The sequence below is a fragment of the Rothia endophytica genome (assembly GCF_039543885.1).
Taxonomy (GTDB): domain Bacteria; phylum Actinomycetota; class Actinomycetes; order Actinomycetales; family Micrococcaceae; genus Rothia; species Rothia endophytica.
In genome coordinates, this window is sequence record NZ_BAABKP010000004.1 from 24,525 (window position 1) to 37,450 (window position 12,926).

Genomic DNA, 12,926 nt, shown 5'->3' on the forward strand with positions numbered 1-12,926 from the left:
AACGAGCTACGGCCATGGGGCAAGAGCCACGGGAAGCTGCTCCTTGTCAGAGGTGGACGAGTTCGATGCCTGCAAGGGCGATGCCTGCGACGAGAATGGTTGAGGCTGCGGCCAGGATGAAGGGTCGGGCTCCGACCCGGATGAGGTTGCGGATCTTCACCCCACATCCCAGTCCAAACATTGCGGCGGACAACAAAGCCGTTTGCGCGAGGCTTCCTGCGTGGATGAGGCCCTCGGGCAGGTCCAGTGTGGAACGGAGCACGATCATGACCAGGAAGCCAATGATGAACAGTGGGACGATCGCAGGACGCTTTTCATCGGGTTTGACGTTTCCTGACCGGCGTTGGCGAATGCTCAAAATCGCGACGATCGGGGCGAGCAGCAGGATGCGGGCGAGTTTGACGATGACGGCGACAGCCAGCGCCCCGCCGCCGATTATTTCTCCGGCGGCGACAACCTGAGCGATCTCGTGGATGGAGCCACCGGCCCACATGCCGTTGAGTTCAGGCTCCATGCCCAGCAGCTGGCCGAGCAAGGGAATCGCCGGAATCATCAGTGTGCCGAAGATGACCACCATGGCCACGGCGGTGACCACGTCCTCTTCGTCTGAGTCGGTGACCCCTTCGACTCCAGCCACAGCGGCGGCGCCGCAAATGGAGAAACCACATGCTATGAGCAGGACCTGGGCGGGACGCATCTTCATCAGCCGCCCGATCAGGATGGTTCCGAAAATGCCTCCGGCCACGATGCACACGATGACCACGAGCATGGGCGCACCGAGGGAGACAATGTCTGAGAGCACCAGTTGCAGGCCCAGGAAGACGATTCCCAATCGGAGCAGCTTCTTGGAAGCCAGCGTCAGTCCCGGTGCCGTGGACTCGGGTAGGCGAACCACGTTGGTCAGGGCGATGCCGAGCACGATCGCGACGATCAGTGGGCTGACACCGGGAAGGAAGACGTTAACGGTCATCGCGATTGCCACAGCGACCGCACACAAAAGCAACCCGGGGGAATATTTTTTCAGTGCGTAGGAGCCGCGGCGGGTTGTTATGGGATCTATCTGTTGTATTTGCGTTGACATACTTCCATACTTCACTGATCCCCGTCAGCCCGATAGACGGCAATTTCGCATCAAGGTATATGCTTTTGATATGAGCGAAGCTTGGCCGAACCTTCAAGTACTGGAACTCTTCGTTGCCGTGGTGGACGAAGGCAGCGTGGGGGCTGGCGCACGGAAAGTGGGGATGGCGCAGCCCAACGCAAGCCGAGCCATCGCGGAGCTGGAGACGGGGATGAAAACGGCTTTGCTTGAGCGCAGCCCCCGCGGTTCGGAACCGACGGCACTGGGGTTGTTGCTGGCTGTTCAAGCCCGTGAACTACTTGATGCCGGGCAACGCTTCAACGATTGGTCACGGTCCAGCCGCAGCAACGAAACGTTGGAACTTCGTGTGGGGGCCAGCATGACCATCGCAGAAACCCTGCTGCCGGTCTGGCTGACAGAGTTGAAACGTCGATTGCCGCCGGTCCGCATCGAGGTGCAGGTGCTGAATTCGGCGCAGGTTCTCCAAGAAGTGCAAAGGGGCATTCTTCAACTGGGTTTCGTTGAGACCCCGAACGTTCCCGTGCAGTTGAATGCCCTGGTCGTCCAAGAGGATGAGTTGCTGGTAGTTGTCGCTCCCAACCATGAATGGGCGAACCGTACGAGCAGGATCGGTTTGCAAGAGCTGGCGGAAACCCCCTTGGTTGTCAGGGAGCCTGGCTCAGGTACCCGCGAGGCGCTGCAAGAGGTGTTGGCTGGGTTCGTCACTGTCGAGCCGATGCAGGTGCTTGCCAGCAACGCCGCGGTGCGCGTTGCTGTTGCTTCCGGGGCGGGTCCTGCTGCCCTGAGCGAACTCGCCCTTCGTAGCCAGCTCGAGAGCGGGGACCTGTTGCGCGTTCCCTTTGAGGGTCAAGGGATCAGCCGCCCCCTGACGGCCGTCTGGTCAGGACCTCGACGATTGACAGGAGTCGCGGCCGAACTGGTCGCTGTGGCCGCTGCCAAACCGTAGCCGGTGGCAGCAAGTCCCGTCTTCGAAGAAGTCATCAGCATCCGTACAAGATGCTCCTCCTGTAGTCCCGAGCCCCAAGCAGTGCCCGTGCCTTGGGCGGTCTGACGACGGAGATCTCGCACCTGCAGGCGCCCGAGTCCCATGAGGTGGTCCGCCCTGGATCTGCTCGCGGAGACCATGACGACGGCCTGGCGCCGCGCTGCTTCGCTCCCCGTTGAGCCGGAACAAGCGCGCATGTGGATGTTCGGAATTACAAAGCTTGTCCTCGCGAATGCCGACGCAGCGGACGCCGACGAATGCGACTCGCCAGCAAGTTACGAGACCTCAGCAGCCGCACGGTAGCGACCGCACCAGCCGCAGACGCGGGTATCGAGATCTGCGACGCGCTGAACCGTCTCGTTTCAGCGCACGCGGAACTGTTTCGGCTGATTCACTGGGACGGATTGACGCTCGTCGAGGCGGCTCAGGTCTGTGGCATCCCGAGCTCAACCGTCCGCAGTCGCTATCACGCAGCCAAACGCGCCCTCCGAGCCAGTCTTGACTCGCTCCTCGCACAGCAGGCCAAAAACTGAGCGCAAGACGACGCCACTCAACCTGTTGATGAGGCCGCCGAACTGTCTCGTAACCTATGTGTCTCCTAACGGATAGGTTGCAAGACGTCTCAATGAGCCCCAATCCCTCGGCAAAAAATCCGCAGAAACTCAACGCACCCAAATTCTCGCAACTACGTGTCGCAACCAATGATGTAAAATCGGGTCTACACCCTTAGTTGCGAGACACTTTTTGAAGGACCGATGACCAAACTGATCGGATACGCCCGCGTCTCCACCAAAGCCCAAGACGCCGACCGGCAAATCCAAGACCTCCTCGCTGCCGGCGTCCGGCGCGATGACCTCTACACCGACCATGGTCTCTCCGGCGCACTGGCCAAGCGCCCGGCGTTGGATAAAGCACTGACCGCACTGCATCCGGGTGACACGCTCGTGATCACCACTTTGGACCGGCTCGGGCGCTCCACCCAGAAAATGCTCGAACTGGCCGAGGAACTACGAGATCGCAATATCGGTTTGCGCGTGCTCAACCTGGGTGGTGGTGATGTGGATACCAAAACACCCATGGGCGCCATGGTCTTCACCGTCATGGCAGCCCTGGCTCAAATGGAACTCGAGATCAAACGCGAACGCATCAATGACTCCGTCACCAAACGCCGCGCCACCGGCGGCGATCTCGGTGGCCGGCGACCCACCTTCACCGAATCCCAAATCCGCACCGCATCCAAACTCATCAAAGCCGGCGAACCTGCAACCCAAGTTGCCAAGGATATGGGGATGTCCCATGCGACGCTCTATCGACGGATCAAAAAACTTCCCTAATTAAACATTACTCAGTAAGGGTTACAGCTCTCCCTGCCCTTGCTGACCGTTCTACAGCGTGGGCAACTCGTCGGAGCAATAGACTACGCTGGGCAACCTACCACGCAACCTTTCCACGACTGGAGCTGGATTTTGGCCAGAACAAGAAAGACTACCGCCGGAGTTGCAGACCTTATACGCAACGGCCAAAGAATACTCACTACTGTAGAGGTCGAGAACCACGCTATCCGGTTCTACCCTCGTCACTGGTTGAACCGGTGGGACAAAAACATGCCGGTCATTCCTTCCGTTTTTCAAAGCGGAGAAAAGGACAGTAAAGGGCGACTTACCCTTAGCCGCGGCGACCTATTCACTCTGGGTACCATGGTGGAAACTGCACAAAATGCGGTCAACTTCTACGTCGCGGTCTGTTCATGGGACGCCGGTGCCAAAGCCCGGGATATCTACCGTCGAATTCCAACATTGAGCGAAACGGACGTTGGAGAAAAACTCCTCGGCGGAATCATGCCCGCCAAAGACTCGAACCTCGAATCGGAAGTTGCCTACCGATCTTTCTGGAGACGTGAGCAGTACAGACTCAAGGGTCTAGGCCCAGCCTTCTTCACCAAGCTTTTGTACTTTGTAGCCGGTTTTGACACATTATCAGATTAGCCCTTTAGGGCTCGAGGTCGATTCGTACCTCCGTGCATCTGTATCCTGCTCGCTCGAACGCCGCGGCCATGGGTGTGTTCACTGCGTCGGTGGTTGCGGTGATCCGCGGTGCTCCGGCTGAGGCGTGGAAGGCGGTGATGAACCCCAAGAGGTCATCGACGTATCCGTGTCCGCGGTGCTCGGGCAGGACCGCGAGGTAGCCGACGTTGCGATTCGTGGGTGTTGCCGAAGGAATCGCGATGCCAATGATGGTGTTCTGTTGGTCGTACGCGACGCACCACCAGTCGCGGTCGCCGGGACAGGAAGGTAGTAGTCCACCTCCTCCCGAGCCAAGCTCAGTGCGTTGGTGCTGGTCAGCTGGCGTCGCGTCATGACGTCGAGCGAACCGTGGGCGACGAGGGCGATGAGGTTGATAAACGTGTCGTCGTCTGCCTGCTCGAACCGCAGTTGCGGGCTGGGTTCTTGTATCGGGCTGCCTTGGTCCCATTGGAACTGGCGTCGTTCGTTGTGCTGACTCAGGCCAGCAGTGGCGGCTGTCGCGATCTTCGCATGGACGTCATTCGCTACGGCGGTGTTATCGCGCCACGTGATGGGTACACGCATGGTATGCGGCAGCGGGGTAGGGGTACCGTGAACTTCCACGGCGGCGTGGCCCTGTTCCAGCAACGCGCTGAGGATTGCTCCGGACATGTCGGGGTGGCTTGTGAAAAAGTGAAATATCCGACGCTAGGGTTTTGCCGTGCGCCGTAGAGGCCTGTATTTGCCGGGCTTGATCTTGTTGGTGCGCGGCCAGGTGTAATCGCCGGTGAGGTTGATGTGTTCCCATCCCAAGGGTGAGAGAAACCGCAGCAGGTCCGGGTCCGTGGCGTTTCCCTCCTGATTCAAGGTGGTGATGGTGCGGTCGAGGTAGACGGTGTTCCAGAGAACGATGGCCGCGGTGAGAAGATTCAACCCCGAGGCCCGGTAGCGCTGCTGCTCGAAGGATCGGTCGCGGATCTCTCCCAGGCGGTTGAAGAAAACGGCCCGCGCCAGGGTGTTCCTGGCCTCGCCCTTGTTCAACCCGGCCGTGACCTTGCGGCGTAGGTCGGGATCTTGGAACCAGTCCAGCAGGAAGAGCGTTCGTTCCAGTTTGCCCAGTTCCCGCAGTGCGGTGGCGAGCCCATTTTGTCGGGGGTAGGCGCCGAGTTTGCGCATCATCAAGGAGGCGGTCACGGTGCCGGTTTTGATGGATGTGGCCAGGCGGAGGGTTTCATCCCAGTGCGCGGTGATGGTCTTGGTGTTGATGGTGCCGCCGATCAGCGGGGTCAACGTCGACAACACAGGATCATTGGTGGACGTGTAGAGGCGGGTGTCGCCGATGTTGCGGATCCGGGGTGCGGACCGATATCCAAGCAAGTGCATGAGGGCGAAAAGATGGTCGGTGAACCCTGCGGTGTCGGTGTAATGCTCCTGGATCGCCAGATCGGACTCGTGATACAACAACCCGTCCAAGACATAGGTCGCGTCGCGGTCACCGACATTGATAAGTTTGCTGTGGAAGGGCGAATATTTGTCCGAGACATGCGTGTAGATCATCCGCCCGGGCTCGGCCCCGTATTTCGGGTTCACGTGCCCGGTGGATTCGGCATGGCTGCCGGCGCGGAAGCGCTGCCCATCCGAGGACGAGGTGGTGCCATCGCCCCAGTGCGTACCGAAGGGGTGTGCGTGCTGGGCATTGACCAGCTCGGCCAGGGCGGCGCTGTAGGTTTCATCCCGAATGTGGGAAGCCTGCTGGCGGTCCAGTTGGGCGTAGGTGACGCCGGTGCATGACTCGGACATCTTGGTCAATCCCAAGTTGATTCCGTCGGCCAGGATTGCGGTGAGCAGGAGCTGCTTGTCCTTGGAAGGCTGGCCGGATTTGAGGTTGGTGAAGTGGCGTGTGAAGCCCGTCCAGCCGTCGACTTCCATCAACAGGTCGGTGATTCGGATTCGCGGGAACATGGCGCTGGCCTGATCGATCAAGGGTTGGGCGTGTTGTGGCACGATTGTCTCGAGCGGGGTGATCTTCACGCCGGTGGCGGTGATCAGCACCCGGGCAGTTCATCGCGAGAGGCCAGAGCGTTGACTTGGTGCAGACGTTCACTGAGCAGGGCAAGACGGTCCTTGAGATATTCTTCGCCGCCATTGGCTGTGACCAGGGGCAGGCCCCCGGCGTACTTCATGGCCGTGTAGTCGGAGCCGGCCAGCAGGTAGTCATCGAAGTCGCGGAATTGCCGGGAGCCGGTGACCCACATGTCTCCGGACCGCAGCGCATTCTTGAGTTCCGCGAGAGCGCAAAACTCGTAGAATCCACGGTCGGTGCCGTTCTCGGCGAAAACCAGAGTCTTCCACCGAGACCGGGTGAACGACGTGGGTGCATCGTCGGGGACCTTTCGGGCACCGGAGGTGTTCATGGTGCGGATGACCTTGATGGCGGCCAACAGGTCCTGTGCGGCGGGGGCTGCTTGGAGGTCAAGGACGGCCAGAAATGCCGGGGTGTAGCGGCGGATCGTTGTGAAGTGGGCACTGACGAGGGAGAGGTGGTCCTCATTGGCCGGCCGGGTGAGTTCCTTGCCCTGATCCAGGACCACCAGGTCCACGCCGCGCTCCTGCAGCGTCTTGGACAGGTCTATGAGGTTTTCCAGCGACCTCCCGAGCCGGTCCAGCTTGGTGACAACGAGCTGGTCGCCAGACCGGTTGGCCGAGAGTAGCGCCTTGTCGAGTTCGGGTCTGCTGGCGAGTTTCCCCGAGGTGGTGTCGAGGAACACCTGCTCGCAGCCGGCCGCGCGCAGGGCATCGTGTTGGGCCTCGGGGTGCTGATCGCGTGTTGAGACACGCCCGTATCCGATTCGCATACCAAAAATGTATCACCAACCCGGTTGAGCGTTACATTGCCGCGTACACGGCAAGCGTTACAAAATCTGCCGCGGGAATCCGCGGGCCAAGAATCCTGAAGAAGAGTGTCTCACGAACAATCGTTACCGGACGCTGGATTCTTGAGCGTCGGATTATTCACCGGCAATGCAAGTGTCCCCTGATGGCGGCAATGGCTGTCTCTATCGTGTCGGCCTCGCCTCGCTGATGGTTTGCTTGACGGGAATACCCCAGGGGGGTACAGTGTTCTGTATACCAGTACCCCCTAGGGGTATATCTCGCTTAGAATGAGGAGCATTCAATGACCACGAACGAGTACCAGGTAACCGGAATGACCTGCGGGCACTGCGAACTGTCGATCCGCGAAGAGGTCGGCGAGATTGCCGGGGTCCAGGACATCGCGGTGAGTGCCGCAACGGGCAAGCTCACCGTGACCGGCACGGTCGACGACGCCCAGGTCCTGGCCGCGGTGGAGGAAGCCGGTTATTCGGCGGTGCGGGCGGCATGAACGCAGGCACACGACTTGGCCTCTACGGGCTCGGGGTAGTGGTGGCTTTCGGTGGCGCCTTCGGCATCGCCGGGGCCACCGTGCCCGACAGCGCGGTAGCTGCCTGGACCGAGGGCAGCGAGCTGAATGAACACGTTCCCGAGAACATGGAATCAACGTCGGCGGCGATGAATACCGTGAACGGCCTCGCGCTGGGTGCGGACGGATTCGTGCTCTCTCCGATTGGCGCACCTGCGGTTCCCGGACAGCCAGGGAAAATGAGCTTCCAGATCCAGGATGCCGCCGGAACCGCGGTGACCCGGTACACCACCGCCCACGAAAAGGACCTGCACCTGATCGTGGCCCGCTCCGACGGCAGCGAATTCCGCCACGTGCACCCCACCCTGGACCAGACCACCGGCACATGGTCGACGCCCTGGGAATGGACCCATGCCGGGAACTACCGTGTGTTCGCCGACTTCACTCCCGCGGGGGCCGAGGCGCTGACGCTCACGCGCACGGTTGAGGTGGCCGGGGACGTGGCTCCCGTGGCACAGGAACCGTCCCGCGTTGACCAGGTGGATGGATTCAGCGTCTCGGTTGACGGTGAATTGGTGGCGGGAACCCCCAGCGGACTCACCATCTCGGTGGCCCGCGACGGGGAACCAGTCACGACCGTTGAACCGTACCTGGGTGCCTTCGGCCACCTCGTGGCGCTACGCGAGGGCGACCTTGCCTATGTGCACGCGCACGCCGAGGGCCAGGAACCCCGGGCCGGGGACACTGCCGGCCCGAACATCGGATTCACCGCGCAGGCCCCCACCGCGGGCCGCTACCTGTTGTACCTGGACTTCCAAGTCGACGGCCAGGTGCACACTGCACAGTTCGTGCTCGACGCGGCCCACGGCGACATCACGGATTCCCCGAGCGAATCGCATACGGAAGGGCACTGACCCCCGAGGTCCCGCCCTTCCCCGAACAGCTAGAGAAGGAACATAGACATGAGCACACCAGCGCCCGTAGACCGGGCCAGCGGCGTCGAACTGGAGATCGGGGGGATGACCTGCGCCTCCTGCGCGATGCGAATCGAAAAGAAACTCAATAAGCTCGATGGTGTCGTCGCGACCGTGAACTACGCCACCGAGAAGGCAAGGATCACCGTCCCGGACGGCTACGACGCTGCACTGCTGATTGCCGAGGTGGAGAAGACCGGGTACACCGCCGCGGTACCCGTGCCCAAGGGCACGAAGCAGAACCGCGCGTTGGATGGGGCCGCCGATGAGTCGGACCCGGAGCTGAGATCCCTGCGGAACCGGCTGATCGCCTCCATCGTGCTCACGGTGCCGGTGATCGCCATGGCGATGGTGCCGGCGTGGCAGTTCACCTACTGGCAGTGGGCCTCTCTGGTTCTGGCCGCCCCGGTGATCGTGTGGGGCGCCTGGCCGTTCCACAAGGCGGCCTGGACCAACCTCAAGCACGGTGCCGCGACGATGGATACCCTGATTTCCATGGGCACCTCCGCCGCGCTCCTGTGGTCTCTCTACGCACTGTTCCTCGGCACCGCCGGGGTCCCGGGGATGACGCACCCGTTCGAATTTTCGCTGGCCCCCTCCGACGGGGCGGCGAACATCTACCTCGAGGTCGGTGCCGGGGTGACGATGTTCATCCTCGCCGGCCGGTACTTCGAGAAGCGCTCCAAGAAGCAGGCAGGCGCAGCCCTGCGTGCCCTGCTCGAGCTCGGCGCGAAGGAAGTCTCGGTGTTGCGAAATGGCTTCGAGACCAAGATCCCGGTCGAGGACCTGTCGGTCGGGGATGAATTCATTGTCCGCCCGGGCGAGAAGATCGCCACCGACGGTGTCGTGGTCTCGGGCACCTCCGCGGTGGACGCCTCCATGCTCACCGGCGAATCGGTTCCGGTCGAGGTCACCGAGGGCGACAGCGTCACCGGTGCCACCACCAATGCCGGCGGCCGGCTGGTGGTCCGGGCCACCAGAATCGGTTCCGATACCCAGTTGGCGCAGATGGCCAAGCTGGTCGAGGACGCGCAGACCGGCAAGGCCGAGGTGCAGCGCCTGGCCGACAAGATCTCCGGGGTGTTCGTCCCGATCGCGATCCTGATCGCGTTCATCGCCCTGGGCGGCTGGCTGGGTGCCGGGTTCCCCGTCGCTGCGGCCTTCACCGCCGCGGTTGCGGTCCTGGTGATCGCCTGCCCGTGCGCGCTGGGCCTGGCCACGCCGACGGCACTGCTGGTGGGCACTGGACGCGGCGCGCAGATGGGCGTGCTCATCAAGGGCCCGGAGGTTCTTGAATCCACCCGCAAGGTCGACACCGTCGTGCTGGACAAGACCGGCACCGTCACCACCGGCAAGATGACCCTCGTCGATGTCATCCTCGAGCCGGGCACCGACCGCGCAGAATTGCTGCGCCTGGCCGGGGCCCTGGAAGACTCCTCGGAGCACCCTATTGCTCAGGCCATCGCCAAGGGCGCCACCCAGGAAATCGGCGAGTTGCCAACCCCCGAGGACTTCGCGAACGTCGTGGGCAAGGGCGTGCAGGGCATTGTCGAAGGCCACTCGGTCTTGGTGGGCCGCGAATCGCTACTGGCCGAATGGTCCCAATTCCTCAGCAGCGACCTGGCCTCCACCAAGGCCCAAGCCGAGGGCGAAGGCAAGACGGTTGTCGCGGTGGGCTGGGACGGAGCGGCCCGCGGCATCCTGGTCGTGGCCGACACGGTCAAGGAGACCAGTGCCGAGGCCATTGCCCAGTTCAAGGCAATCGGGTTGACCCCGATCCTGCTCACCGGCGACAACGAGGCCGTGGCCCGGCATATCGCCGCAGAGGTCGGGATCGATGAGGTCATCGCCGAAGTCCTGCCCAAGGACAAGGTCGATGTCGTGGCCCGGCTGCAACGCGAAGGCAAGATCGTGGCCATGGTCGGCGACGGCGTCAACGACGCCCCCGCCTTGGCCCAGGCCGATCTCGGCATGGCCATGGGTACGGGCTCCGACGTGGCGATCGAAGCCTCCGACATCACCCTGGTGCGCGGGGACCTACGCAGCGCGGTGGACGCGATCCGCCTCTCACGCAAGACCCTGGGCACCATCAAGACCAACCTGTTCTGGGCCTTCGCCTACAACGCCGCGGCGATTCCGGTCGCTGCGCTGGGAATGCTCAACCCCATGCTCGCCGGAGCAGCGATGGCATTCTCCAGCGTCTTCGTCGTGGGCAACAGCCTGCGCCTGCGCGGATTCAAGAGCCTCACCAAGTAGCGCTACGGCCAACCCGAACCACCCACACAAAAAAGAAGGGAATCACCCACGATGACCAGCGAACCACAGGCGGTCTCCAGCTGTTGCAGCGCCAAGACCCCCGCGGCTGAGGCTCAGGAACAGACCCCGAGCGATGGCAAGAATCCTGATATGACCACCTGTATGGTCATGCCCGGTACTCCGGTCAGCAAGAGGGCCGCCGAGGCCAGCGGCCTGTATCGCGACTTCGAGGGCAACCGCTACTGGTTCTGCTGCCCAGGGTGTGGTCCGGCGTTTGACGCCGACCCGACCAAGTACGCCGTCAATATGGCATAACCACATATCCGGCCCGCGGCGCACCAGCGCCGCGGGCCTTTTGGTCCGAACGGTTAATTAGTGGGCCCAGCGACTCCATGAAGCACACGCCCAAAAAGCACGAATGCACTGTGACAGGCCGCCGCGGTCTTGTCGTCGCTAGCCACGATCCGTATTGCCTTCAACGCCCAGCTCCTGCATAGGCTGGACCTGCGGCCCGCAGCCGGCACCAATGCCGCGCTGAAGCGCCGACCCGACAATCCTCCCTGCAAGAATCACCGGACAACAGAAACAAAGGAAAATCTCATGGAAACGACCATCCCCGTCGAGGCCAGCGCCGAATCATGCCACACCACGCACGGCTATATCGGTGACAAGAGCAAATATCTGGCTCGGCTCAAACGCATCGAAGGCCAGGCCCGAGGCATTCACCGCATGGTCGATGAGGAAAAGTACTGCATCGACATCCTCACCCAGATCTCGGCCATCACCAAGGCGCTGGAAGGCGTCGCCCTCGGACTCCTCGATGACCACCTCAGGCACTGCGTCCTCGATGCGGCCAAGCTCGGCGGGAATGAAGCGGAGGCCAAGATCCAGGAAGCCTCCGACGCCATTGCCCGGTTCGTCCGCTCCTGACAGCGGGCCACCCACTGCGCTTTCGTCCACGGGCGGTCCCGTGGATGAGCGCGGCACCAAGAATCCTTCCGGGCACCGCCCGTCGAGCCGAGGGCCACGCTGGTGGTGCGCCGATGCCTGAAAGGAGGTGGCCACGCAGGCCTTCTTTTTGGGCACTCCGGGACGTGAGTCGCGAATCACCACCCAAAATATACCCCCTGGGGGTATAATGGTTTTATTGGCATCCAGCAAGGGGCCGGAGGGGAAGCCCACACGGGCCCATCCGGCAAACGAATGAAGAACCCACAGCACCACGACGGAGGAATCATGAACCACGAAACCAGCCACCACAGCACACACGACGCCCATGCCGGTCATGGCAGTGCGGTAGCCGGCGGCCTCGCAGTCTCCGAACACGGCTACACCCTCGAATTGAACTCGGTCATCTTCACCGGCGGCGCCCAGCCCGTGAGCTTCCGGATCATCGGCCCCGACGGACACGCGGTCAACGCGTTCACCCCCTCCCACGCGAAGGAACTGCACTTCATCGCCGTGCGACGGGACACCACAGGTTTCCAGCATGTGCACCCGGTGATGGATGCAGCGGGAACCTGGAGCGTCGAACTTGAACTAACTCCCGGGGACTGGCGTTTCTTCGCGGATTTCCAGCCAACCGGGCACACCTCACCCATGACGTTGGGGATCGATGCCTCGGTGGCCGGCCACTACGAGCCACAGTCACTTCCCGACACCGGCCGCAGCGCAGAACTTGGGCCCTACACGGTGAATCTCGACGGTGAACTGCTCCCGGGCCAGGCAAGTGATCTGACGCTGACCATCAGCAGGAACGGTGAACCGGTCACCGACCTGGAACCCTACCTGGCCGCCTACGGACACCTGGTGGCGCTGCGCGTCGGCGACCTGGGATACCTCCACATCCACCCGGAGGGCGAGCCGGCAGACGGAAACACCGCCGCAGGACCGGAGATCGTTTTCATGGCCGCAGCACCATCCCCTGGCTTCTACCGCCTCTTCCTGGATTTCCAGCATGAAGGTGTGGTCCGCACCGCAGAATTCACAGTGCACGCCGGCGCAACTGCCCAGCAGGCCAGCCAGCCTGACCACGACGCTGCGGGGCACACAGGACACAGTCACCATGGCCACCAGCACCACTAGGCAGCCCCGCAGCACTCAGCAACGTACGGCACCGAACCGGAAGGAAAACACCATGACCCCTCGAAAACCTCCCGCAAAGCCGCCAGCACCCGCAAAAGCAGCACACCACGGCTGACCCGGC

12 protein-coding genes and 1 pseudogene are annotated in these 12,926 nt (G+C 62.3%); 10 read left to right on the forward strand and 3 right to left on the reverse strand.

Translation table 11 applies throughout. The features are described from left to right. Positions 1 to 46: 46 nt before the first annotated feature. On the reverse strand, positions 47 to 1,003 hold the full coding sequence (locus ABD982_RS08910; protein WP_345446828.1) for a YeiH family protein: 957 nt from the start codon (positions 1,001 to 1,003) through the stop codon (positions 47 to 49). Between the two features lie 148 nt (positions 1,004 to 1,151). Between ABD982_RS08910 and ABD982_RS08915 the strand changes: the two genes are divergently transcribed. From ABD982_RS08915 to ABD982_RS08925, 4 genes are all read left to right on the forward strand, one after another. Continuing rightward, on the forward strand, positions 1,152 to 2,048 hold the full coding sequence (locus ABD982_RS08915; RefSeq protein WP_345446590.1) for a LysR family transcriptional regulator: 897 nt from the start codon (positions 1,152 to 1,154) through the stop codon (positions 2,046 to 2,048). A gap of 296 nt (positions 2,049 to 2,344) precedes the next feature. Continuing rightward, entirely contained in the window at positions 2,345 to 2,620 is a 276-nt protein-coding gene (locus ABD982_RS11325) for a sigma factor-like helix-turn-helix DNA-binding protein (protein ID WP_425570039.1), read from the forward strand. Between the two features lie 222 nt (positions 2,621 to 2,842). Continuing rightward, positions 2,843 to 3,421, forward strand: coding sequence for a recombinase family protein (locus tag ABD982_RS08920; protein WP_345446593.1), 579 nt, complete (start codon positions 2,843 to 2,845; stop codon positions 3,419 to 3,421). 132 nt (positions 3,422 to 3,553) lie between these two features. Continuing rightward, positions 3,554 to 4,072, forward strand: coding sequence for an 8-oxoguanine DNA glycosylase OGG fold protein (locus ABD982_RS08925; RefSeq protein WP_345446596.1), 519 nt, complete (start codon positions 3,554 to 3,556; stop codon positions 4,070 to 4,072). A 4-nt stretch (positions 4,073 to 4,076) separates the two neighbouring features. Here ABD982_RS08925 and ABD982_RS08930 read toward each other — a convergent pair whose 3' ends face one another. Both ABD982_RS08930 and ABD982_RS08935 read right to left on the reverse strand, forming a co-directional pair. Beyond that, the gene (locus tag ABD982_RS08930; protein WP_345446599.1) at positions 4,077 to 4,559 is read right to left on the reverse strand and encodes a GNAT family N-acetyltransferase; all 483 of its coding nucleotides are present in this window, start codon (positions 4,557 to 4,559) and stop codon (positions 4,077 to 4,079) included. 239 nt (positions 4,560 to 4,798) lie between these two features. Continuing rightward, positions 4,799 to 6,945: pseudogene (locus tag ABD982_RS08935) on the reverse strand (Tn3 family transposase). A gap of 320 nt (positions 6,946 to 7,265) precedes the next feature. Here ABD982_RS08935 and ABD982_RS08940 point away from each other — a divergent pair. From ABD982_RS08940 to ABD982_RS08965, 6 genes are all read left to right on the forward strand, one after another. After that, a complete protein-coding gene (locus ABD982_RS08940; protein WP_047117896.1) occupies positions 7,266 to 7,472 on the forward strand; it encodes a heavy-metal-associated domain-containing protein in 207 nt (68 codons plus the stop codon). Then, on the forward strand, positions 7,469 to 8,404 hold the full coding sequence (locus tag ABD982_RS08945) for a heavy-metal-associated domain-containing protein (protein ID WP_345446606.1): 936 nt from the start codon (positions 7,469 to 7,471) through the stop codon (positions 8,402 to 8,404). Before ABD982_RS08940 ends, ABD982_RS08945 begins: the two co-directional genes overlap by 4 nt. Before the next feature lie 48 nt (positions 8,405 to 8,452). After that, positions 8,453 to 10,720 carry a heavy metal translocating P-type ATPase gene (locus ABD982_RS08950; protein WP_345446609.1) on the forward strand — a complete coding sequence of 756 codons (2,268 nt, stop codon included), beginning with the start codon at positions 8,453 to 8,455 and terminating at the stop codon, positions 10,718 to 10,720. A 51-nt stretch (positions 10,721 to 10,771) separates the two neighbouring features. Continuing rightward, positions 10,772 to 11,035 (forward strand): YHS domain-containing protein, encoded by a 264-nt coding sequence (locus ABD982_RS08955; RefSeq protein ID WP_345446612.1) that lies wholly within the window; start codon positions 10,772 to 10,774, stop codon positions 11,033 to 11,035. A gap of 285 nt (positions 11,036 to 11,320) precedes the next feature. Continuing rightward, on the forward strand, positions 11,321 to 11,650 hold the full coding sequence (locus ABD982_RS08960) for a metal-sensitive transcriptional regulator (protein ID WP_047117892.1): 330 nt from the start codon (positions 11,321 to 11,323) through the stop codon (positions 11,648 to 11,650). A 306-nt stretch (positions 11,651 to 11,956) separates the two neighbouring features. Further along, positions 11,957 to 12,805: a hypothetical protein gene (locus ABD982_RS08965; protein ID WP_345446616.1), complete on the forward strand. Its 849-nt coding sequence runs from the start codon at positions 11,957 to 11,959 to the stop codon at positions 12,803 to 12,805. The last annotated feature ends 121 nt before the right edge of the window (positions 12,806 to 12,926 follow it).